The sequence below is a fragment of the Saccharopolyspora ipomoeae genome, assembly GCF_029952525.1.
GTDB classification, from domain to species: Bacteria; Actinomycetota; Actinomycetes; order Mycobacteriales; family Pseudonocardiaceae; genus Saccharopolyspora; species Saccharopolyspora ipomoeae.
Genome location: NZ_JASAOF010000008.1, coordinates 59,107 through 80,155, shown reverse-complemented (window position 1 = coordinate 80,155; position 21,049 = coordinate 59,107). Strand labels below are relative to the sequence as shown.

Here is a 21,049-nt window from a genome sequence, read left to right as displayed (position 1 = left end):
CCTCGGTTGAGCGTCGTGCGGCAGTGGACAGTTTTAGTCATAACTGTCCGGGCAAAAAGGACATTGATCATGGGTGATTATGGCTAAAACTGTCCACTGGTGACGTACGAGCTCGTCGCGCCCGGCCTCACCCGTGGAGGTCGCGGTAGGCGGTGGTGGCTCCCGGGTGGAGGGGGACGTCCCCGGTGCCGATGAGGTTGCGGACGTCCAAGAACTGCGTCCCGACCGTTTCCCGGGGGACCAGGAACGGGGCCCTGCGGACCAGGACGCGGACCACCGCCGCGGCGAGGTCGTCGGGCAGGTCCGGGGTGCAGGCGAGCACGTTGGGGACGCCGATCGTCGAGACTCCCGCCGCGTGGCGGTAGGCGCCCGCCGGGACCAGGACCTGGTCGCAGACCGGGGTGCAGCGGGCGGCGACCGCGTCCAGCGGCAGCAGCCGGATGCCGATCCGGTCGTCGAGCGTCTTCAGCAGCGGCGTCGGAAGTCCGCCCGACCACAGGAAAGCCTCGATCCGCCGCTGCTCCAGCGCGGCCACCGCCTCCACCAGGCCGAGCGCCTCGGTGCGCACCTGCGGCCGGTCGGCGAACAGCCGCGCTCCCATCAGCGCCGTGCCCGACTTCGGCGCGCCGATCGACACCGAGCGCAGCTCGCCGAGCTCGCGGACCGGTGAGTCGGCCCGCACGACCAGCTGCGTGTAGTTCTCGTACACCCGCCCCACCGCCCGCAGGTCCGCAGCCGGTCCGAGTTCCCCGGCCAGGGCCGCGTGCGCGGCATCCGCCAGCACCATGCCCAGGTCGGCGCGGCCGTCGCGCAGCATCTCCAGGTTCTCCACGCTGCCCTGGCTGGGCAGCACCACCGCGTGCACCCCCGGATCGGCGGCGGCGATCTCGGCGGCGAGCAGCGTGCCGAACGCGGTGTAGAACCCGCCGGGCTCGCCGGAGGCGATGCGCAGCTCGCGCACCGGTTCACCGCGCCCGCACGCGGCCAGCAGTCCCAGCCCGAGGAACGCGCGTCGCCGCATCAGCGCACCTCCGGCAGGTCGAGGTGCGCGGTGAGGCCGTGCGGCGCCGTCCGGGCCAGGCGCAGCGCGCCGCCGTGCGCGGCGAGCAGCTGCCCGGCGATGGCCAGGCCGAGCCCGCTGCCGCGGCTTCCCCGGTGCTGATCGGCCCGCCAGAACCGTTGCGCGGCCAGCGAGATCTCCTCCTCCGGTAGCCCCGGACCGGTGTCGGCGACGCTGAGAGTCCGCCCGTCCCAACCGATCTCGACCGACGCGCCGGGCGCGTACTTCACCGCGTTGTCCAGCAGCACGTCGAGCACCTGCGCCAGCTCCTCCGCGGACAGCGCGACCCGGGCGGGCGGGATCTCGGGATCTGGCAACGACAGCCCGGCGGCTTCGGCGGCGGGCCGCCACGCCCGCACCCGGTCGGCGACCGCCGCGGCCACGTCGCCGGGCTCGCCGGAGACCGCGGCCCGGTCGGCGTTGGCCAGCGCCAGCAGCCGGTCCAGCAGGGCTTCCAGCCGGTCGACCTCGCCGACCGCCGACCGGTAGGTGCGCTCGCCGTCGGGGGTGATGCGCCGCTCCAGCGCGTCGACCCGCAGCCGCAGCGCCGCCATCGGGTTGCGCAGCTGGTGCGAGGCGTCGGCGACCAGCTGCCGCTGCCGCTCGTCGGCCTCGGCCACCGCCTCCGACATCCGGTTGAACGACGCCGCGACCTCCCGCAGCTCGGGCGGCCCCGCGTCGACCGGCACCCGCGAGCGCCGCGAGCCCGCGCTGATCGCCCGCACCCCGGCGCCCAGGTCGGCCAGCGGCCGCAGCACCCAGCGGGCCAGCACCAGCGCCAGCAGCCCGCACACCACCAGCGCGGTCAGCGCGCCCGCGCCGATCAGCGCCCAGTGCGCGGCGATGTCGGCGGTGGCCTGCCGCACCGAGGCCTCCAGCACGACCGCGCCGGTCACCCGCGTGCCGTCGCCGACCGGCCGGTAGCGCACCAGGTCGTCCCGGGACCACGGCCGCAGCCACGGCACCGACCCGGCGGGCTCGTTGCGCAGCGCCTTGTCGATCGATCCGGCCACGTCGGACGCCCGAACCCCGCCGGTCTCCACCACGGGCGCGCGCGAGGCGTCCACGACGACCAGCGGTTCGCCGTAGAGGTCGGTGTAGCGGCGGGCCTCGGCGCGCAGCACGGTGGCGTCGCCGGTGCCGAAGGCGCGGTCGGCGAGCCCGGCGAAGCGGTCGAGGTCGGCGTTGCGGGCCAGCACCAGCTGCTGGGTGCGCTCGGCGGCGGTGGCGCGCAGCAGCGGGGCGGCGAACCCGGCCACGGCCAGCACCGAGAACGTGAGCAGCACCAGCAGCAGACGCTTACCCATCGTCGCCCAGCCGGTAGCCGAAGCCGCGGATGGTGACCAGCAGTTCCGGGCGGCCGAGCTTCGCGCGCAGCTGCGCGATGTGCACGTCCAGCGACCGCGACACGGTCAGGTAGGCGTCGCCCCACACCTCGTCCATCAGCCGCTGCCTGCTCACCGCCGTGCCTACCTCGGACGCCAGGATCGCCAGCACGTCGAACTCCTTGGGCGTGAGCTCGACCTCCTGCCCGGCGACCTGCACCCGCCGGGTGCGCAGGTCGATCCGCACGTCGGCGACGTCGACGGCGTCGGAGCCGGGGGAGAGGTGCCTGCCGCGCCGGGCGACGGCTTCGATGCGGGCGATCAGCTCGGCCATCCGCACGGGTTTGACCAGGTAGTCGTCGGCACCGGAGCGCAGCCCGCGCACCACGGTCCGCTCCTCGCCGCGCGCGGTGAGCACCACCACCGGGATCGGGCCGATGCGCCGCAGCTTGCGCAGCACCTCCAGGCCGTCGGTGTCGGGCAGGCCGAGGTCGAGCAGCACCAGGTCGTGCTCGCGGTGCCGGAGCAGCGCGTCGGCGCCGCGGCTGACGCGCGTCGTGCGGTGTCCGTGGGAGTCGAGGACGTCGACGAGCGCGTCCGCCACGCCGTCGTCGTCCTCGACGAGCAGAACCCGCACCGGCCACACCTCCGAACCGAGAGTATGGCCGGTGCCGGGAATCATTTCCGCATCCGGGAATCCTTCGAGGTCTCCCGCATCTTCAGGTAGACCAGCAGCGAGATCAGCACGCAGCCGGAGACGTAGTAGAAGAACACGCTCTCCATGCCCGCCTTCTTCAGCCACAGCGCCACGTACTCGGAGGTGCCGCCGAAGATCGCCACGGTCAGCGCGTAGGGCAGCCCGACGCCCAGGGCGCGGATGTTGGACGGGAACAGCTCGGCCTTCACGATCGCGTTGATCGAGGTGTAGCCGGTGACGATGATCAGACCGCCCATCATCAGCAGGAACGCCGCGATCGGGTTCTGCGTGCCGCCCAGCGCGGTCATCAGCGGCACGGTCAGCAGCGTGCCGGCGACGCCGAAGAACATCAGCAGCTTGCGGCGCCCGATCCGGTCGGACAGCGAGCCCGCCAGCGGCTGCAGGACGCCGAAGACCAGCAGCGCGAGGAAGTTGATCCAGGCGGCCGTGCGCTTGTCGATGCCCCCGGTGTTGACCATGTACTTCTGCAGGTAGGTGGTGTAGGTGTAGAACGCCACCGTGCCGCCGAGGGTCAGACCGACCACCAGCAGGCACTCCTTCGGGTACTGCAGCAGCGCCTTGATGGTGCCCTGCTCGGCACCGGATTCCGAGGCGGCCTTGTAGCTCTCGGTCTCGTCCATGCCGCGCCGCAGCCACAGCACGACCAGCGCGCCGACGGCGCCGATGACGAACGGGATGCGCCAGCCCCAGGCGTCCATCTGCTCCTCGGCGAGGAACTGCTGCAGGACGATCTGCACGCCGAGCGCGACCAGCTGCCCGGACACCAGCGTCACGTACTGGAAGCTGGAGTAGTAGCCGCGCTTGCCCTCGGTGGCGACCTCGGAGAGGTAGGTGGCCGAGGTCGCGTACTCGCCGCCGACGGAGATGCCCTGCAGCAATCGTGCGGCCACCAGAAGCAGGGGCGCGGCCAGGCCGATCGAGTCGTAGCCCGGGGTCAGCGCGATGACCAGCGAGCCGAACGCCATCAGCGCCACCGACAGGGTCAGCGCGGCCCGCCTGCCGAAGCGGTCGGCGTAGCGGCCCAGCATCCAGCCGCCCAGCGGGCGCATCAGGAATCCCACGGCGAACACCGCTGCGGTGTTGAGCAGCTGCGCGGTCGAGTCGCCCTTGGGGAAGAACGTCGCGGCGAAGTACACGCTGAACGCCGTGTAGGCGTACCAGTCGTACCACTCGATGAGGTTCCCGATGGATCCTCGCACGACGTTGCCGATCACTCGGCGTTCGGAGCGAACCGCCACATCGCGGTTTGCAGTCGTCATCTCAGCCTCCAGGTCTTGCGAGCTGAGAAGTGACGATGAACAGCCGAGGGCGCCCGGACAACGCCCGGCGGGCTTCCTTTACATCGGGATAACGTGATCGCCGGGAGGTGCGCGATGTCGTGGCAGCCGGGTGAACTGGACGCGCTGGTCGACGTGGGGGGTCTGCTCGTGGGCCATGACCAGCGGCTCGACGAGCACTGGGCGACCGGGGCGACCGCCGTGCTCGCCCCGGAGGGCGCCACCGGGGCGGTCGACGTGCGCGGGGGAGGGCCGGGCACCCGCGAGACCGACGTGCTCGAACCCAGCCACCTCGTGCAGCGGGTCAACGGGCTGGTGCTGGCGGGCGGCAGCGCCTACGGGCTGGCCGCGGCCGACGGCGCGATGCGCTGGCTCGGCGAGCGCGGCCACGGCGTTCCGGTGGCCGGACCCGGCCAGGTCGTGCCGGTGGTGCCCGCCGCGGTGATCTTCGACGTGCCGATGAACGACTGGGGCAACCGTCCCGACGCCGAGTTCGGCTACCGGGCGTGCGAGAACGCCACCGCCACCGAGACCCGGCAGGGCAACGTGGGGGCCGGGGCGGGCGCCGTGGTCGGGCCGGTCAAGGGCGGTGTCGGCACCGCCAGCGCCGTGCTGCCCGACGGCACCACGATCGGCGCGCTGGTGGTGGTCAACGCCGCCGGCTCCGCCATCGACCCCGACACCGGCCTGCCGTGGACGCCCGTGCCGGGACTCCGGGCGCCCGGTTCTCAGGAAGTGGAAGCGGCCCGCCCCCGTTACGAGGGGAGACCTGGTCGTAACGGGCCGGTCGACCGGCCGCTCAACACCACCCTCGGCGTCGTGGCCACGGATCTGGAGCTGAGCAAGTCGGAGTGCCGGAGGCTGGCGGTGGCCGGTCACGACGCGCTGGCCCGCGCCGTGCGGCCCGCCCACCTGCTCGTCGACGGCGACACGATGTTCGCCCTGGCCACGGGCACCGGCGGGGCCCTGCCGGAGCCCGGCGAGCCGGGCTGGGCGCTGCGGTTGGACCAGGTCAGCGCGGTGGCGGCCGAGGTGGTCGAGCGGGCGATCGTGCGCGGGATGCTCGCTGCGGAGCCGGTCGGGGAGGTGACGTGCTACACGCGCCTCTACCCCTCCGCGCGGGAATGAATCATCGTTGAGCGTCGTTTGCCGAAACGACGAAGCCGCACCGGCGACCCCGCGATTTCACATCCTGGGAGCCCGGTGCCCCACCTACTAGGATGGTTGCTGTGCTGGTGATCCGACGCGACCTCGTCGACGCGATGGTCGCGCATGCCCGACGGGACCACCCGGACGAGGCGTGCGGCGTGATTGCCGGACCGGAAGGGTCCGACCGTCCGGAACGCTTGATCGAGATGATCAACGCCGAGCGTTCGCCCACGTTCTACCGGTTCGACTCCGCCGAGCAGTTGCAGGTGTGGCGAGGCATGGACGCCGCCGACGAGGAGCCGGTGGTCATCTACCACTCGCACACCGCGACCGAGGCCTACCCGTCGCGCACCGACGTGTCCTACGCCTCGGAGCCCAACGCGCACTACGTGCTCGTGTCCACGCGGGATCCCGAGACCCACGAACTGCGCTCCTACCGCATCCTCGATGGCGAGGTCACCGAGGAGCCGGTGGAGGTCGTCGAGTCGTACATGTTCGCCCACACCGGTGGCGACGAGGTTCCCGACCGCGACTGATCCGCGGCTCGATCCCCAACCGCATGTTCGCGTTCCCTACGTAGTCCTTTGTGGACAGGAGGATTCCTCATGGCAGTCAACGTTTCCATCCCGACCATCCTGCGGACCCACACCGACGGGCAGAAGTCCGTGGAGGCCAAGGGCGACAACCTCGCCGCGGTGATCGACGACCTCGACACCAACTTCAACGGCCTCAAGGACCGCCTGGTCAAGGAGGGCAACCTGCACCGGTTCGTCAACGTCTACGTCAACGACGAGGACGTCCGCTTCGCCGGTGGCCTGGAGGCCAAGGTCTCCGACGGCGACAACGTCACCATCCTGCCGGCCGTCGCCGGCGGCATGCGCTGACGGAGGCTCCCGTGGCTCGATTCGGCTCGCTGCTCGACGCGCTGGGTGAGACCCCGCTCGTCGGGCTGCCGCACCTCTCACCCGCACCGGACGTGCGGCTGTGGGCGAAGCTGGAGGATCGCAACCCGACCGGTTCCATCAAGGACCGGGCGGCGTTGAACATGATCGAGGCCGCCGAGAAGGAAGGCCGGCTCACCGCCGGCTGCACCATCCTCGAACCCACCTCGGGCAACACCGGCATCTCGCTGGCCATGGCCGCCAAGCTCAAGGGCTACGGGCTGGTCTGCGTCATGCCGGAGAACACCTCCGAGGAGCGGCGCCAGCTGCTGCAGGCCTACGGCGCGCGGATCATCTCCTCGCCCGCGGCGGGCGGGTCGAACCAGGCCGTCGCGATGGCCAAGGAGCTGGCCGAGCAGAACCCGGACTGGGTGATGCTCTACCAGTACGGCAACCCCGCCAACGCCGACGCGCACTACCGGGGCACCGGGCCGGAGATCCTGCGGGACCTGCCGACCATCACCCACTTCGTGGCCGGTCTCGGCACGACCGGGACGCTGGTGGGCGTGGGCCGGTACCTGCACGAGAACAAGCCGGGGGTGCAGGTCGTCGCGGCCGAGCCCCGCTACGGCGAGCTCGTGTACGGCCTGCGCAACCTGGACGAGGGCTTCGTGCCGGAGCTCTACGACCCGGACGTGCTCTCGCGGCGGTTCTCCGTCGGCTCCTACGACGCGCTGCGCCGGACCCGGCAGCTGCTGGAGAGCGAGGGCATCTTCGCCGGAATCTCGACGGGCGGCGTCCTGCACGCCGCCCTGACGATCGCGGAGAAGGCCGCCGCGGCCGGGGAGTCCGCGGACATCGCCTTCGTCGTGGCCGACGCCGGTTGGAAGTACCTCTCCACCGGTGCCTACAGCGGCACCATCGACGAAGCGGCCCAACGCCTCGAAGGCCAGCTCTGGGCCTGACCCCCGGAGCCCGCACCAGAAACCCGAAGAACCCCGCCTCCCCAGGAGGCGGGGTTCTTCGCATCCGTCACCCGGTCCTCGGGGCTGACCGAATACGGCGGTATTCGGTGTGCGGATTACGGCGGTATTCCGTGTTGGACCCCGATTACCGCCGTAATCCGTTGACGGAAGACGGCGGTAATCCGCGTTGAACCCGGATTACTGCCGTAATCCGTTGATGGATTACCGCCGTAATCCGGTCACTCCGAGGGGGCGGGAGGTCAGCCGGTGAAGGCGAAGGCTCGGAGGCCTTCGGCGGGGGCGCGGAGGGTGAGGACGGTGCCGTCAGTGCTGGTGGGGGACGGGACGTCCTCGCGGGACGTGGTGATGTAGAGGTCTCGGAGGTCCTGGCCGCCGAAGCAGAGGTTCGTGGGGCGTTGGGCCGGGAGCGGGATCGTCTCCGCGAGCTCACCGGTGGGGGAGTAGCGGTGGAGCTCGGCCTTGTCGCGGACCGCGGTCCAGACGGTGCCGTCGGTGGCGACCGCCAGCCCCGACGGCTGGCCGCCGACCTCGCAGAGGGTGCGGCGGTTGCCCATCAGACCCGCGTTGACGTCGAAGTCCAGGACCTCGATCCGGCCGGTGCCCGCGTCCGCGATGTAGAACCGCGAGTCGTCCGGGCTCGTGGCCAGGCCGAACCCGGCCTTCAGGTCCTTGATGATCACGCCTGCCGAACCGTCCGGGTTCACCCGCGCCAGCCAGCCGTCACCGGACTCGTCGGTGCGCATCGTGGTGGCCCACATCCGGCCCTTGCGGTCGATCATCGTGGCGCCCGCGGTCATCCCCTCGCGGGCCCAGTAGACCAGCCAGGTGCGCTGCTCGCCGTGGGCGTCGAACAGCGCGATGCCCTCGTGCAGGTGCAACACCAGACCGCCCCGGCTGCGGGGCTTCGCGCCGCCGGTCCGCTGCTGCAGCGTCATCGTGGCGTTGGTGTGGCCCGGCCGGTAGCGGTGCACATCGCCCGCCAGCGGGTCCGTCCACAGCAGGGTCTCGGTGCCGATGTCCCAGGTGGGCGCCTGTCCGGAACGCGCCGCCGCCTGCACTGCGATGTCGACCTGGGCGTGCACACTTCACCTTTCAACCACACGACGCAACGGGGCCGAACCTTACCGCGCGGATCACCCGACGGGGCCGGATGGAGGAAACCTCCCCGAGATCCGCAACGCTCCCGTCACCACCCCGATGCGCACCCGGAATCGGGGGCATTCCCGATCCCCCGCCCGATTTCTGCGGCTAGGCTCGGTGGGGTGACACGCCCGATGGAACGTCCGCGCCCGCGAGTCCTGCCGACGAACCCGCTCAAGGCCGCGATCGGCATGCTCGTCACGGTCGCCGTGCTGTTCGGCATCGAGCTCTACGACGTGGCGACACCGGTGCCGAACCCCGCGATGGACCTCGACGCCAACGGGATCCAGCCGCGCACCCTCGACGGGCTCGACGGCATCCTCTGGGCGCCGCTGCTGCACTTCGGCTGGCAGCACCTGATCAGCAACTCGCTGCCGCTGTTCGTGCTCGGCTGGCTGCTGCTGGCAGGCGGGCTCCGGCAGTTCATCGGCGTCACCGCCGTGGTGTGGATCGTCGCCGGGGCCGGGACCTGGCTGATCGGCGCGCCCGGCTACCACGTCGGCGCCTCCGGCGTGATCTTCGGCTGGATGGTGTTCCTGCTGCTGCGCGGGTTCGCCCAGCGCAGCATCGCCCAGATCCTGGTGTCGGTGGTGCTGTTCTTCTACTGGGGCGGCATGCTCTGGGGCGTTCTGCCCGGTCAGCCAGGCATCTCCTGGGAGGGGCACCTCTTCGGCGCGATCGGTGGGGTGCTCGCCACGTGGCTGGTGGCGCGCAGCACTCGGCGGCGGGTTTCGCGGGCCGAGCCTGGCACACTGGCCGGGTGACCAACGCTCCGATCGGGATCTTCGACTCCGGTGTCGGCGGGCTGACCGTGAGCCGCGCGATCATGGACCAGCTGCCCGGCGAGACCGTCCACTACGTCGGTGACACCGCCAACGCCCCCTACGGGCCGATGCCGCTGGCCGAGATCCGCTCCCGCACCCTCGCGATCACCGACTCGATGGTCGACGGCGGAGTGAAGATGCTGGTCATCGCCTGCAACACGGCCTCGTCGGCCTGCCTGCGCGACGCGCGCGAGCGCTACTCCGTCCCGGTGGTGGAGGTCGTGCTGCCCGCCGTGCGCCGGGCCGTGGCCACCACCCGCAACCGCAAGGTCGGCGTCATCGGCACCGACGCCACCATCCGCTCCCGCGCCTACGACGACGCGTTCACCGCGGCCCCGGACATCGCGCTGACCACCGCGGCCTGCCCGCGGTTCGCGGACTTCGTCGAGCGCGGCATCACCAGCGGCCGCCAGGTCCTCGGCCTGGCGCAGAACTACCTGGACCCGCTGCAGCAGGCGGGCGTCGACACGCTGGTGCTGGGCTGCACGCACTACCCGCTGCTCACCGGGGTCCTGCAGCTGGCGATGGGCGAGGACGTGACGCTGGTGTCCAGCGCGGAGGAGACGGCCAAGGACGTCGTGCGGGTCCTCACCGAGCGGGACGAGCTCGCCGAGCCCGGCCACGTGCCCTCCCACGAGTTCCGCGTCACCGGCGCGCCCGAGCGCTTCGCCCGGTTGGCCCGCCGCTTTCTCGGTCCGGCTCCCTCGGCCGATGCCGTTCTGCCGCTGCGCATGTCAGGCTCTCCCGCATGAAGCTGACGGTCCTCGGTTGCGCCGGGAGCATTCCCGGACCCGACTCGCCCGCCTCCGGATACCTGCTGGAGTCCGGGGGCACCCGGATCGCGCTGGACCTGGGCAACGGCACCCTCGGTGCGATGCAGCGCTTCCTCGACCCGTTCGACCTGGACGCGCTGCTGTTCAGCCACCTGCACCCGGACCACTGCGCCGACTTCGGCGCGCTCGCGGTCTACCGGCGCTACCGGCCGAACCCGCCCTACGACCCGCGCGCCCGGCGGCTGCCGGTGGTCGGCCCGGCCAACTCCCCCGAGCGGCTCGCCGCGCTGTACGCGCCGAACGCCGAGGAGCTCGCGGAGACCGACCTGTCGGACGTGTTCGAGTTCCGACCGGTGAGCACCGAGCCGGTGACGGTCGGGCCGTTCACGATCCGCGCGGTCGAGGTGGCGCACCTGTGCCAGACCTGGGGTTTCCGCGTCGAGGCCGAGGGTCGGGTGCTGGCCTACACCGGTGACACCGGCCCGTGCGAGCAGCTCACCGACCTCGCCGCGGGCGCGCACGCGCTGCTCGCCGAGGCGTCCTGGGAGCACCACGAGGACGCCCCGGAGAACGTCCACCTCTCCGGCCGCCAGGCGGGCGAGGTCGCCGAGACCTCCGGCGCCGAGCGCCTGCTGGTCACCCACCTCGTGCCCTGGACCGACCACGCCGCCATCGAGGCCGAGGCCAAGGCGGCCTTCGGCGGCCCGGCCCACCTCGTCGAAGCGGGCGCCACCTACGAGGTCTGACGCGCGGGGGCTTCCGCGAAGGTGCGGGTGCCTGGGCTTAGGGTTGTGGCGTGGCTAGAGCGGATGGACGCAGTGACGATCAGCTGCGCGATGTGAAGATCACGCGCGGGTACCAGGACTGGCCGGCGGGCTCGGTGCTGGTGGAGTTCGGGCGCACGCGGGTGCTGTGCGCGGCCAGCGTGCAGGACGGCGTTCCGCGCTGGCGGACCGGCTCCGGCCTGGGCTGGGTGACCGCCGAGTACGCGATGCTGCCGTCGGCGACCAACACGCGCGGCGCCCGCGAGTCGGTGAAGGGCCGCATCGGCGGCCGCACCCACGAGATCTCCCGGCTGATCGGCCGGTCCCTGCGCGCCTGCATCGACATGGCGGCGCTCGGCGAGAACACCATCACCTTGGACTGCGACGTCATCCAGGCCGACGGCGGCACCCGCACCGCCGCGATCACCGGCGCCTACGTGGCGCTGGCCGACGCGGTGACGTGGCTGGGCTCTGCCGGTCGGCTGTCCGACCCGAAGCCGCTGTCCTGCTCGATCCAGGCGGTCAGCGTCGGCGTCGTCGACGGCCGGGTGCGGCTGGACCTGCCCTACGAGGAGGACTCCCGCGCCGAGGTCGACATGAACGTGGTCGCCACCGACCACGGCACGCTGGTCGAGGTGCAGGGCACCGGCGAGGGCGCCACCTACACGCGGTCCACGATGGACAAGATGCTCGACTTCGCGCTGGCCGGCTGCGGTGAGCTCGCCCGCCTGCAGGAGGCCGCGCTGGCCGAGCCGTACCCGGGCGAGCTGCCCGGAGACGCCGCATGACCCGGTTGCTGCTGGCCACCCGCAACCAGAAGAAGCTGGTGGAGCTGCGCCGGATCCTGGAGGCCGAGGGCGTCACCGGTCTGGAGGTCGTGGGCCTGGCCGACGTGCCGGAGTTCCCCGAGGCCCCGGAGACCGGGGCGACGTTCGAGGAGAACGCCGTGGCCAAGGCCGCCGACGCGGCCCGCGCCACCGGCCTGCCCGCCGTCGCCGACGACTCCGGCCTGGAGATCGACGCGCTCAACGGCATGCCCGGGGTGCTCTCCGCGCGCTGGTCCGGCAAGCACGGCGATGACCAGGCGAACCTGGAGCTCGTGCTGGGCCAGCTGGGCGACGTGCCCGACGAGCGGCGGGGCGGCGCGTTCGTCTCCGCCGCCGCGCTGGTGCTGCCCGACGGCACCGAGACCGTGGTGCGCGGCGAGTGGCGCGGCGCGATCATCCGGGAGCCCCGGGGCACCAACGGCTTCGGCTACGACCCGATCTTCGTTCCGGAGGGCGAGACCCGCACCAGCGCGGAGCTCACCCCGGCCGAGAAGGACGCCGGTTCCCACCGAGGCCGAGCCCTCCGCCTGCTGCTCCCCTCCCTGAAACCGCTCGCCGGGTGATGTGACTCCGCTCGCCCCGGTGGGGGCGTGGTGCGGTTGGACGGCTAACTTCGGTTCGTGTTCACGGATTGGTTGGAGCTGGGCCTGCTCGTCGTCGTCGGATTCCTGTCCGGCGCGGTGAACGCGGTGGCCGGTGGCGGTTCCCTGCTGGTGTTCCCGGCGCTGCTGGCGACCGGGATGCCGCCGCTGGTGGCCAACGTGACCAACTCCGTGGCGCAGGGACCGGGTTTCGTGGGCGCGGCGATCAGCCAGCGCGACGACCTGAAGGGGAATTCGCGCAGGCTGTGGACGACGTCGATCGCGGCCTGCGCGGGCTCGGCGATCGGCTGCGCGCTGCTGATGGTGCTGCCCGGCGAGGTCTTCGACGCCGTGGTCCCGGCGCTGGTCGGGCTGTCGGCGGTGCTGATGGCCTTCCAGAACACCATCCGCACGTGGCTCGGCTCGCCCGCCGAGGGCGCGCCGGACCGGACGGTGCTGCTCACCGTCGGTATCTTCCTGGCCTCGATCTACGGCGGCTACTTCGGCGGCGCGCGCAGCGTGATCCTGATCGCGATCCTGGTGCTGGCGGCCACCGACAGCATGCGCAGGCTCAACGCGCTCAAGAGCTGGCTGGGCATGATCGGCAGCGCGGCCACGCTCGTCGTCTACGCCCTGATCGCGCCGGTCGACTGGGTCGCGGTGGCGATGCTGGTGCCGACCACGGTCATCGGCGGCTTCGCGGGCGGCAAGCTCGCCCAGCGCCTGCCCTCGACGCTGCTGCGCTACCTGGTGGTCGTCATCGCCGCGGGCGTAGCCCTCTACATGGCCTTCGACTGATGCGCGTTTGAGAAGTGCGGCGGAGCCGCTGCTTCAGGTGTGGGACTCAGCCCGCACCGCCGCGGGTTCTGAGCGGCTTCGTGGCGAGTACGCCGGGACGCCTCGTATTGGCGTACTCAAGGAGCGGCGCACGGAGTCCACGAAGCCGCTCAGGTTCCGCTACCGGCACCGCCAAGCAACGCAACCACGGAACAGTTCCTAGACCCCGATGTCCTTGCGCAGCCGGTCTACGTGGCCGGTGGCCTTGATGTTGTAGAGGGCCTTGGCGATCTTGCCGTCGGGGTCGACGACGAACGTCGAGCGGATGACGCCCTGGACGATCTTGCCGTAGTTCTTCTTCTCGCCGAAGGCGCCCCAGGCCGTCATCACCGAGCGGTCCTCGTCGGACAGCAGCGGGAACGTCAGCCCCTCCGCGTCGCGGAACTTCGCGAGCTTGGCGGGCTTGTCCGGGGAGATGCCCACCACGTCGAACCCGGCGTCGTTGAGCTCCGCGAGGCTGTCGCGGAAGTCGCAGGCCTCCTTGGTGCAGCCCGGGGTGCTCGCGGCGGGGTAGAAGTAGACGACGACCGATCGGCCGCGGTAGTCGCTGAGCGAGACGGTGTTGCCGTCGGCGTCCGGCAGCGAGAACTCGGGCGCCGCGTCGCCGTCCGCAAGTCGGTTCTGTTCGGTCATGCCCGCGACGCTAGCCGATGGGCCGGACGGCTCACTCGGGCAGCGCCGCACCGCCCGCGGCGGGAGTGAGCTGGGACACCTGCTCGATGGCGGGTTGGTCCGCCTGCTGATGCGTGACGAGGAATCCGCCGACGATGAGCCCGGCCAACGCCGAAGTGGTCACGGCAACAGCGCACCTGATGTAGACGCGGACGGACACCGTCGAAATTCCTTTCGTAGCGCGAGAAAACCGCTTCCGAGGCGGACGTGGTGGAGATCGCCGGAATCGGGCGGTTCGTTACCGGTATCCCTCGAACGGGCTACCGGGTTGCGGGTGCCTGGTGCCGCGCGTAGACGAGTGGGTGGCCCGATCGATCAACCGTTCACGGAGGAGCGAGCATGCCGACCGTCGCCGAGCAGTTCATCGAAGTACTCGTGCAGGCCGGGGTGAAGCGGATCTACGGCATCGTCGGGGACAGCCTCAACCCGGTCGTCGACGCCGTCCGCCGCACCGAGGGGATCGAGTGGGTGCACACGCGGCACGAGGAGGCCGCCGCGTTCGCCGCCGGTGCCGAAGCGCAGGTCACCGGCAGGCTCGCGGTGTGCGCGGGCAGCTGCGGGCCCGGCAACCTGCACCTGATCAACGGGCTCTACGACGCGCACCGCAGCGGAGCGCCGGTGCTGGCGCTGGCCTCGCACATCCCGTCGGAGCAGATCGGCACCGGCTTCTTCCAGGAGACCCACCCGGAGGAGCTGTTCAACGAGTGCAGCCACTTCTGCGAGCTGCTGTCCCAGCCCACCCAGATGCCGCGGCTGCTGCGCAGCGCGATCCAGACCGCCGTGGGCAGGCGCGGGGTGTCGGTGCTGGTGATGCCGGGTGACGTGGCCGAGGAGTCGGCGGCCAAGCCGACCGGTCGGGGCGTGGTCGACTGGGAGCCGCCGACGCTGCTGCCCTCGGCCGACCAGGTCTCGGCGCTCGCGGAGCGGATCAACCGGGCGGAACGCCCGATGCTGTTCTGCGGCGCGGGTTCTCGCGGCGCGCACGCCGACGTGATGGAGCTCGCGGAGAAGATCAAGGCCCCGGTCGGGCACGCGCTGCGCGGCAAGGAGTGGATCCAGTACGACAACCCCTTCGACGTCGGCATGAGCGGCCTGCTGGGCTACGGGGCCTGCTACGAGGCGATGCACAAGGCCGACCTGGTGCTGCTGCTGGGCACCGACTTCCCGTACGACAACTTCCTGCCGCAGGCCAACACGGTGCAGGTCGACATCGAGCCCACGCACCTGGGCCGGCGCACGGTGCTGGACCTGGCCGTGCACGGCGACGTCGCCGAGACGATCCGCGCGGTGCTGCCGCAGCTGCGGACCAAGACCGACCGCTCGTACCTGGACCGGATGCTGCGCGAGCACGCCGGACAGCTGGAGAAGGTCGTCGACGCCTACACCCGCAACGTCGAGTCGCAGGTGCCCATCCACCCCGAGTACGTGGCCGACGTGCTCGACGACCTGGCGGCCGAGGACGCGGTGTTCACCGTGGACACCGGGATGTGCAACGTCTGGGCCGCCCGCTACGTCACGCCGAACGGGCGCCGCCGGGTGCTGGGCTCGTTCGTGCACGGCTCGATGGCCAACGCGCTGCCGCAGGCCATCGGCGCGCAGCTGGCCGAGCCGAACCGGCAGGTGGTGTCGATGTCCGGCGACGGCGGGCTGGCGATGCTGCTGGGCGACCTGCTGAGCCTGCGCACCCACCGGCTGCCGGTGAAGACCGTGGTGTTCAACAACTCCTCGCTGGGCATGGTGAAGCTGGAGATGCTGGTCGACGGCCTGCCGGACTTCGGCACCGATCACGACGGCGTCGACTTCGCCGCCATCGCTCGCGCGGCGGGCATCCACTCGGTGCGGGTGGAGAAGCCGGGCGAGGTCCGGGACGCGCTCGCCGACGCGCTGTCGCGGCCGGGCCCGGCGCTGGTGGACGTGGTGACCGATCCCAACGCGCTGTCGCTGCCGCCGAACATCACGGCCGAGCAGGTCAAGGGCTTCGCCCTGGCGGTGAGCCGCACGGTGCTCTCCGGCGGCGTGGGCAAGATGCTCCAGCTGGCCCGAAGCAACCTCCGCAACGTCCCGCGACCCTAGAGCTGTTGCTCTGGTCGCGCTGCGTGGCGGTGCGGGTGGCCAGGGTGGTGGAAGAGAATGCGGCTCCGCCGCATGCACAAGCAGTCCCTGAGTCAGTCCCGGGGGCGTCGGGGTGCGAGGTGGCCGGCTCGCCACCACAGCAGCAGGCCGAAACCGAAGAACGCGGCCCACACCAGCACGGACACCATCATGAGCAAGTACACCTGTCACCCCCACCGCGCGGCGGTCCGGCCCTCCTGCTCGGGCCGCCGCACACCAGGATCCCCGGAAGGAGCGGGCGCGTGAAGATGTCGTACGGGTGATCGGGTTGTGACTCGTCGTGGTGGGCCGGGCAGGATGGGGGCATGACAGTCAGTCCCACGGTGCGTCGCCGCAGACTGGCCGCCGAATTGCGCAGGTTGCGCGCCCGTTCGGAGGTCACGCAGCAGCAGGCGGCCAGTCATCTCGGTTGCACGCAGGCGAAGATCGGTCGATTCGAGACCGCGAAGAGATCACCCTCGGTCGGTGACGTGTCGGCGCTGCTGGACTTCTACGGGGTGGACAGCGCCGAGCGGGACCAGCTGATCAACCTCGCCCGCGACGCCCGCAAGCGCGGCTGGTGGCACTCCTACAGCGACGTGCTGCCCGAGTGGTACGAGACCTACGTGGGTCTCGAAGCCGAGGCGTCCAGCATTCACACCTACGAGTCCGAGGCGATCCCCGGGCTGCTGCAGACGCGTGAATACGCCTACGCCATCACCAAGTCCACGCTCATCCGCGCGCACGACGCGGAGATCGGGCGACGCGTGGACCTGCGCATCCAGCGGCAGGAGCGGGTCACCGGGGACAACCCGCTGGAGCTGTGGGCGGTGGTCGGCGAGGCCGCGCTGCGGCGTCGCGTCGGCGGTGACGGCGTGCTGCGCAGGCAGCTGGAGCACATGCTCAAGCTGGGGCAGCTGCCGAACGTGACGCTGCAGGTGATGCCGCTGGACGCCGGTGCCCACCCGGCGCAGGCCGGTCCGTTCGTGATCCTGCGCTACTCCAACCACATCGACCCCGACGTGGTGTACCTGGAAACCCATGTGGGTGGCCTGTACCTGGAGCGCGAGATCGAGCTGACGAACTACGCCACGATGATGGATCATCTGAGGGCGCACGCGGTAGATCCCGAGGGCTCGGTCGATTTCATCCAACAACGCATAGGAGAGCTGTAGATGGCGCACATATCCGGCTGGCGCACGAGTTCCCGATCTCAGGGGCAGGGGCAGTGCGTCGAGGTCGGCTTCGGGGCCGACCACGTTGGTGTGCGGGACACCAAGAACCGGGGGGCGGGGCGCATCGAGGTCGCCTCGCAGCTGTGGAAGGACTTCGTCGGCGGCGTGAAGAACGGCCGGTTCGACCAGGGCTGAATCCGACGGGGGAGCGCGCTAGTTCGGGGGGCGCTCCCCGTCAGACATCGAAACAGGCTCTGCCGCAGCGCCTTCCAGGAAAGGCGTGAGGAGACCGGGAACGGCTTCATCGGCCAGCGCCAGGCCGTCGCCGGTGCGGACGTCGTAGACGCGGTAGAGGCTCGATCCGGCGGCGGTCGTCGCGCCCACGGTCATCAGGTCGGCGCGGCGCTGGAACACCGTGCGGGAGATCCGCCAACCGATGATGTTCTCGCGCTGCAGCGCGACCGTGCTCCGGGCCGCACTTCCGTTGCGCGCCACCAGGTATCGCTCGTCCAGCGCGTGCCCGAGGCCGCGGTGGGCGTCGACGGCGAAGCCGAGCCCGACCGCCAGGGCGAGCACCACGAGGACGACGGCGAAGGACGTCGGGATCCAGCCGGGCACCGCCGGGATCGCCACCACGACCGCCACGCCCAGCGCGCTCCACAGCGCCCAGCCGATCCGCCGCCGCAGGGCGGCGCGCGGGTGCGGGGTGAGGGCCAGGTCGAACGGCCGGTCGCGCAGCACGGCCGCCGCCACGCGGCGGGCCTCGGCGCGGGGCGCGGGCGGCAGCAGGGTCTTGCTCTCCGGCTGCTTCTTGTCCTGCGACCTGTCCTGGAGCCCGGTCGCGACCGCGCCCAGCCGGGCGCCGCCGGCCAGCCGCAGCGGCAGCGGCTCGCCGAGCTCGACGCCGCGCAGCCGGCGCTCCTCCAGCGACAGCGAGCGGGTGGTGAGCAGGCCGCGCTTGACGCGCAGCGTGCCGGGTTCGCGGGTGAGCTGGTAGCCCCACCACATCTCCAGCGACAGCAGGAACGCCCCGACGACCCCGACGACCAGCGCGATCCCGGCCACGACCAGCACGAACGCCACGATGCCCAGGGCCACCACGACGCCGCCGAGGGCCTCGAACACGCCCCACGCGCGCAGCAGCTGGTCGAAGGAGCCGACGGCGGACCCGATGGCGCCCCACACCACCAGCATCAGCGACGTGGTCAGCGCCGAGTAGCCGAGCCACCGCGGTTCGAGCCGCGACAGCACTCCCTCGTCCGGTGCGTCGTCCACAGTGGATCCGTCGCCGAGGGTCATGCCGCGGCGCAGCGATTCGGCGTCTTCGCGGGAGATCGACTGGAGCTTGATGGTCGCCTCGTCCGCCTGCGCCCCGGTGCTCACCTTCACCGTCGCGATGCCGAACAGCCGCTCGTGCGGCGCGGCGGTGATGTCGACGGTGCGGATCCGCTCGCGCGGGATCGACCGGTGGTTGCGGAACACCCCGCCCTGCCGCTGCTCGAAGCGCTCCTCGGTGATCCGGTACCGGAAGAACACCCGCTCGTAGATCGCGCCGCCGACGATGAGCAGCGCGGCGCCCAGGCCGACCAGGACCGTGATGAGCAGCGCGGTCGTCCCGGCACCGGCCAGGGTCATGACCAGCAGCGTCGGCAGCATCGGCGCGACGACGATCGCGGCCGAGGCGGGGATGGCCCTCACGTCCAGCCGGTGCCACTGCCCGTCGACGACGTTCACGTCGCATCTCCCGGGGTGGCCTGGGTGGTGGCGGTGAGCTGCTCGACGACCTCCGTCGCCCGCTCCCGGTCCACGCCGTCGATGGTCAGCGGCCCGGCCGCCGAGGCGGTGGTGACGGTGACGCTGGAGAGGTCGAACAGCTGCTGCAGCGGTCCGCGCACCGTGTCGACGGTCTGGATCCGCGACATCGGCGCGATCCGCCACTCCTGCCGCAGCCAGCCCGCCGCGGTGTAGACGGCGTCGTCGGTGATCTCCCAGCGGTGCACCCGGTACCGCCACTGCGGCATCACCACGACGTAGACCGCGCCCAGCACCGCGATGAGCACCGCGGGCAGCAGCAGCCAGAAGCGGGCCGGTGCGATCAGGGCGCCCAGCACCACCAGCACGATCACCGGCGGCAGCACGGTGGCCAGGGCCTGCGCCGTCCACCAGCCGATCGCCCGCTTCTCCACGCGGTGGTGCGGTGGGCGCAACCGCAGTTCCTCGGCCATTTCGGGCCCCTTTCGTGGACGTGCAGCCGATTGTGTCGACATCGCGGGTCCGCCGCTCGGGTTTCGGCTCATCGCATCGATCTGACGGCGGGCCAGATCTGCGCCCACGGCTCGGTGCGGCCGCTGAGCACCCACACCTTCAGGTCGTCGCCGGGGACGGCGAGCCGGGCGTCGGTGAAGAACGGCCGGATCTCGTCCGCGCTGCGCGCGAACAGCACGATCGTGTCGATCCCGTCGTCGGGGTGGCCGAAGAACCCGTAGCCGCGGTGCGGGCTGAACACCTCGGGCAGCGGGTGGTGCCTGCCGCCGATGTCGAGCATCGAGGCGGAGATGTAGCTGTCGCCGACGACTGCGGTGCGCGAGCGCTGCTCGGGTGGCAGCGCCCGGTAGACGTCGGAGACCTGCCGCGCGATGCCGTCGCTGATCCGCTCGGCCTGCACGTGGGTGATCGCCGAGGAGAACCCGCGGTTGATCGCGTCGGCGGTGAAGATCATGGCTCCGGCCGCCAGCGCGGTGACCGCGTAGACCGGCCAAGCCGCCCACCCCCAGCGGGACGGCTTGGCCTCGCGCCTGCGCTGCAACCCGACGACCGCCGCCGCGATCGGCAGCCCGTACATCCCGATCAGGTAGTAGGGCCGCGCGGCGGTGACGACGAAGAAGATCCACAGCACGATCATGGCCAGCGCGAACATCCGGTACGGCCGCAGCCGCTCCTCCGCCAGCAGCAGCCACAGCCCCATCAGCACCAGCGCGGTGCCGAGGACACCGGCGTAGAGCAGCAGCATCACCGCCGTGCCGCCGCGACCACCCGACAGCACCGGCGACTCGGCGGCCACCACCCGCGACATCTCCAGCTGCGGCCAGCCGTGCAGCGCCTGCCAGATCAGCGCGGGCGAGGCGATGAGTAGCGCGATCCCGGCGCCCGCCCACAGCTTCGGCCGAGCCAGCAGCGCCCGAGGACCGACCACCAGGGTGCTCAGCAGCAGCGCCGCGCACAGGATCGCGACCTGGAACTTGGCCTGCAGGTTGATGCCCAGCAGCAGCCCGAACGCCAGCAGCAGCCGGTCGTCGGCCACGCCCTGCGAGTGCTGCCGCAGCCAGCGCACCAGCGGCAGGAACAACGCCGTCCACAGCAGCGGCTCGAAGCTGTAGGGCGCCAGCCAGTGCCCCACCAGGTTCGCCCACAGACCCGTGGCACCGGCGAACGCGGCGATCGTCTGCGCCCTCCGGTCGGCGCCGAACTCGCGGGCCAGCAGGGCGATCAGCACGACCGTCGCCCCGGTGGTCAGCGCGACCGGGAGCCGCAGCACGAACATCGAATCCGGTGCCAGGAAGTCCATCGCGGCGCCGATCATCGGCACCAGCGGCGGCTGGTCGGCGTAACCCCAGTCCGGGTGGAAGCGCCCGGCCGCGAGCATGTAGACCTCGTCGATCCAGTAGTCGCCGAACGCCCCCATGACAGCGTGCGCGACGGTCAGGACCCCGGCGATGGCCAGCGTCGGCCACATCGCCCACGGGTGCGGAGGTCGTCCCGCGCTCGCGCTCGACCGCTCGGTCTGATCGATGATCATCGGTTCCCCCAGGAAATCGCGGTGCGCCACCAGTGAAGCGCGGTCGCCGAGCGGCTCACCACCGCTTTTCGTCGAGCGCTCGCGCGCCGGAAGTTGCGGGCCGGTGCAACCTTCGTCTACTCCTGCGGGCTGCTCGGCGGTTCTCGCCGGGTGCGCCGCGCACCGGCGCCTAC

Annotated in this window: 23 protein-coding genes; 13 read left to right on the top strand and 10 right to left on the bottom strand. The window is 71.5% G+C overall.

Annotation, left to right across the window (positions count from 1 at the left end; genetic code table 11):
* Positions 1-127 precede the first annotated feature (127 nt).
* Genes QFW96_RS14995 through QFW96_RS14980 form a run of 4 tightly spaced genes read right to left on the bottom strand, consistent with a single transcriptional unit; the run spans position 128 to position 4,362 of the window.
* Positions 128-1,021 carry a TAXI family TRAP transporter solute-binding subunit gene (locus tag QFW96_RS14995; protein WP_281456256.1) on the bottom strand — a complete coding sequence of 298 codons (894 nt, stop codon included), beginning with the start codon at positions 1,019-1,021 and terminating at the stop codon, positions 128-130.
* Positions 1,021-2,367, bottom strand: coding sequence for a sensor histidine kinase (locus QFW96_RS14990; RefSeq protein WP_281456255.1), 1,347 nt, complete (start codon positions 2,365-2,367; stop codon positions 1,021-1,023). Before QFW96_RS14990 ends, QFW96_RS14995 begins: the two co-directional genes overlap by 1 nt.
* Positions 2,360-3,022, bottom strand: a complete 663-nt coding sequence (locus QFW96_RS14985; protein ID WP_281456254.1) for a response regulator transcription factor — start codon at positions 3,020-3,022, stop codon at positions 2,360-2,362. Before QFW96_RS14985 ends, QFW96_RS14990 begins: the two co-directional genes overlap by 8 nt.
* 41 nt (positions 3,023-3,063) lie before the next feature.
* Complete coding sequence (locus QFW96_RS14980; RefSeq protein WP_281456253.1) at positions 3,064-4,362, bottom strand: MFS transporter; 1,299 nt, start codon at positions 4,360-4,362, stop codon at positions 3,064-3,066.
* A gap of 114 nt (positions 4,363-4,476) precedes the next feature.
* Here QFW96_RS14980 and QFW96_RS14975 point away from each other — a divergent pair, with 114 nt between their 5' ends.
* The 4 genes from QFW96_RS14975 (at position 4,477) to QFW96_RS14960 (ending at position 7,375) form a co-directional block, all read left to right on the top strand.
* Positions 4,477-5,508: a P1 family peptidase gene (locus tag QFW96_RS14975; protein ID WP_281456252.1), complete on the top strand. Its 1,032-nt coding sequence runs from the start codon at positions 4,477-4,479 to the stop codon at positions 5,506-5,508.
* A 101-nt stretch (positions 5,509-5,609) separates the two neighbouring features.
* Complete coding sequence (locus QFW96_RS14970) at positions 5,610-6,065, top strand: M67 family metallopeptidase (protein ID WP_093414820.1); 456 nt, start codon at positions 5,610-5,612, stop codon at positions 6,063-6,065.
* Between the two features lie 69 nt (positions 6,066-6,134).
* Entirely contained in the window at positions 6,135-6,413 is a 279-nt protein-coding gene (locus tag QFW96_RS14965; protein WP_281456251.1) for a MoaD family protein, read from the top strand.
* Positions 6,414-6,424: 11 nt separating this feature from the next.
* Entirely contained in the window at positions 6,425-7,375 is a 951-nt protein-coding gene (locus tag QFW96_RS14960; RefSeq protein WP_281456250.1) for a PLP-dependent cysteine synthase family protein, read from the top strand.
* 260 nt (positions 7,376-7,635) lie between these two features.
* Here QFW96_RS14960 and QFW96_RS14955 read toward each other — a convergent pair whose 3' ends face one another.
* On the bottom strand, positions 7,636-8,478 hold the full coding sequence (locus tag QFW96_RS14955; protein ID WP_281456249.1) for an SMP-30/gluconolactonase/LRE family protein: 843 nt from the start codon (positions 8,476-8,478) through the stop codon (positions 7,636-7,638).
* A gap of 180 nt (positions 8,479-8,658) precedes the next feature.
* Between QFW96_RS14955 and QFW96_RS14950 the strand changes: the two genes are divergently transcribed.
* From QFW96_RS14950 to QFW96_RS14925, 6 genes are read left to right on the top strand one after another with little or no spacing between them, the layout of a single operon-like run.
* Positions 8,659-9,300 (top strand): rhomboid family intramembrane serine protease, encoded by a 642-nt coding sequence (locus tag QFW96_RS14950; protein ID WP_343231387.1) that lies wholly within the window; start codon positions 8,659-8,661, stop codon positions 9,298-9,300.
* Entirely contained in the window at positions 9,297-10,112 is an 816-nt protein-coding gene (murI, locus tag QFW96_RS14945) for a glutamate racemase (protein ID WP_281456248.1), read from the top strand. Before QFW96_RS14950 ends, murI begins: the two co-directional genes overlap by 4 nt.
* Positions 10,109-10,879, top strand: a complete 771-nt coding sequence (locus tag QFW96_RS14940; RefSeq protein WP_281456247.1) for an MBL fold metallo-hydrolase — start codon at positions 10,109-10,111, stop codon at positions 10,877-10,879. The genes murI and QFW96_RS14940 overlap by 4 nt, the downstream gene beginning before the upstream one ends.
* Before the next feature lie 50 nt (positions 10,880-10,929).
* Positions 10,930-11,685 (top strand): ribonuclease PH, encoded by a 756-nt coding sequence (gene rph / locus QFW96_RS14935; RefSeq protein ID WP_281456246.1) that lies wholly within the window; start codon positions 10,930-10,932, stop codon positions 11,683-11,685.
* Positions 11,682-12,287 carry an RdgB/HAM1 family non-canonical purine NTP pyrophosphatase gene (gene rdgB, locus QFW96_RS14930; RefSeq protein WP_281456245.1) on the top strand — a complete coding sequence of 202 codons (606 nt, stop codon included), beginning with the start codon at positions 11,682-11,684 and terminating at the stop codon, positions 12,285-12,287. The genes rph and rdgB overlap by 4 nt, the downstream gene beginning before the upstream one ends.
* 57 nt (positions 12,288-12,344) lie before the next feature.
* Positions 12,345-13,103 (top strand): sulfite exporter TauE/SafE family protein, encoded by a 759-nt coding sequence (locus tag QFW96_RS14925; protein WP_281456244.1) that lies wholly within the window; start codon positions 12,345-12,347, stop codon positions 13,101-13,103.
* Positions 13,104-13,301: 198 nt separating this feature from the next.
* Here QFW96_RS14925 and bcp read toward each other — a convergent pair whose 3' ends face one another.
* Positions 13,302-13,775, bottom strand: coding sequence for a thioredoxin-dependent thiol peroxidase (gene bcp / locus QFW96_RS14920; protein WP_281456243.1), 474 nt, complete (start codon positions 13,773-13,775; stop codon positions 13,302-13,304).
* A gap of 31 nt (positions 13,776-13,806) precedes the next feature.
* The gene (locus QFW96_RS14915; RefSeq protein WP_281456242.1) at positions 13,807-13,938 is read right to left on the bottom strand and encodes a hypothetical protein; all 132 of its coding nucleotides are present in this window, start codon (positions 13,936-13,938) and stop codon (positions 13,807-13,809) included.
* Between the two features lie 215 nt (positions 13,939-14,153).
* Between QFW96_RS14915 and QFW96_RS14910 the strand changes: the two genes are divergently transcribed.
* The 3 genes from QFW96_RS14910 to QFW96_RS14900 all read left to right on the top strand — a co-directional run bounded on the left by QFW96_RS14910 (position 14,154) and on the right by QFW96_RS14900 (position 17,275).
* A complete protein-coding gene (locus QFW96_RS14910) occupies positions 14,154-15,887 on the top strand; it encodes a pyruvate dehydrogenase (protein WP_281456241.1) in 1,734 nt (577 codons plus the stop codon).
* Between the two features lie 344 nt (positions 15,888-16,231).
* Complete coding sequence (locus QFW96_RS14905) at positions 16,232-17,080, top strand: helix-turn-helix domain-containing protein (protein WP_281456240.1); 849 nt, start codon at positions 16,232-16,234, stop codon at positions 17,078-17,080.
* Positions 17,081-17,275: a DUF397 domain-containing protein gene (locus tag QFW96_RS14900; protein WP_281456239.1), complete on the top strand. Its 195-nt coding sequence runs from the start codon at positions 17,081-17,083 to the stop codon at positions 17,273-17,275.
* Between the two features lie 18 nt (positions 17,276-17,293).
* Here the strand turns inward: QFW96_RS14900 and QFW96_RS14895 are convergent, their stop codons facing one another.
* From QFW96_RS14895 to QFW96_RS14885, 3 genes are all read right to left on the bottom strand, one after another.
* Complete coding sequence (locus QFW96_RS14895; RefSeq protein WP_281456238.1) at positions 17,294-18,814, bottom strand: PH domain-containing protein; 1,521 nt, start codon at positions 18,812-18,814, stop codon at positions 17,294-17,296.
* On the bottom strand, positions 18,811-19,305 hold the full coding sequence (locus tag QFW96_RS14890) for a PH domain-containing protein (RefSeq protein ID WP_281456237.1): 495 nt from the start codon (positions 19,303-19,305) through the stop codon (positions 18,811-18,813). The genes QFW96_RS14895 and QFW96_RS14890 overlap by 4 nt, the downstream gene beginning before the upstream one ends.
* Before the next feature lie 68 nt (positions 19,306-19,373).
* Entirely contained in the window at positions 19,374-20,876 is a 1,503-nt protein-coding gene (locus QFW96_RS14885) for an ArnT family glycosyltransferase (RefSeq protein ID WP_281456236.1), read from the bottom strand.
* Between the last annotated feature and the right edge of the window lie 173 nt (positions 20,877-21,049).

What these genes read in the sequence shown, in the direction of transcription:
- QFW96_RS14995 (WP_281456256.1), bottom strand. Translation starts at nt 1,021, where the DNA reads ATGCGGCGACGCGCGTTCCTCGGGCTGGGACTGCTGGCCGCGTGCGGG.
- QFW96_RS14885 (WP_281456236.1), bottom strand. Translation starts at nt 20,876, where the DNA reads ATGATCATCGATCAGACCGAGCGGTCGAGCGCGAGCGCGGGACGACCT.
- bcp (WP_281456243.1), bottom strand. Translation starts at nt 13,775, where the DNA reads ATGACCGAACAGAACCGACTTGCGGACGGCGACGCGGCGCCCGAGTTC.
- QFW96_RS14910 (WP_281456241.1), top strand. Translation starts at nt 14,154, where the DNA reads ATGCCGACCGTCGCCGAGCAGTTCATCGAAGTACTCGTGCAGGCCGGG.
- QFW96_RS14905 (WP_281456240.1), top strand. Translation starts at nt 16,232, where the DNA reads ATGACAGTCAGTCCCACGGTGCGTCGCCGCAGACTGGCCGCCGAATTG.
- QFW96_RS14975 (WP_281456252.1), top strand. Translation starts at nt 4,477, where the DNA reads ATGTCGTGGCAGCCGGGTGAACTGGACGCGCTGGTCGACGTGGGGGGT.
- QFW96_RS14940 (WP_281456247.1), top strand. Translation starts at nt 10,109, where the DNA reads ATGAAGCTGACGGTCCTCGGTTGCGCCGGGAGCATTCCCGGACCCGAC.
- QFW96_RS14965 (WP_281456251.1), top strand. Translation starts at nt 6,135, where the DNA reads ATGGCAGTCAACGTTTCCATCCCGACCATCCTGCGGACCCACACCGAC.
- QFW96_RS14980 (WP_281456253.1), bottom strand. Translation starts at nt 4,362, where the DNA reads ATGACGACTGCAAACCGCGATGTGGCGGTTCGCTCCGAACGCCGAGTG.
- QFW96_RS14900 (WP_281456239.1), top strand. Translation starts at nt 17,081, where the DNA reads ATGGCGCACATATCCGGCTGGCGCACGAGTTCCCGATCTCAGGGGCAG.
- rdgB (WP_281456245.1), top strand. Translation starts at nt 11,682, where the DNA reads ATGACCCGGTTGCTGCTGGCCACCCGCAACCAGAAGAAGCTGGTGGAG.
- QFW96_RS14990 (WP_281456255.1), bottom strand. Translation starts at nt 2,367, where the DNA reads ATGGGTAAGCGTCTGCTGCTGGTGCTGCTCACGTTCTCGGTGCTGGCC.
- QFW96_RS14890 (WP_281456237.1), bottom strand. Translation starts at nt 19,305, where the DNA reads ATGGCCGAGGAACTGCGGTTGCGCCCACCGCACCACCGCGTGGAGAAG.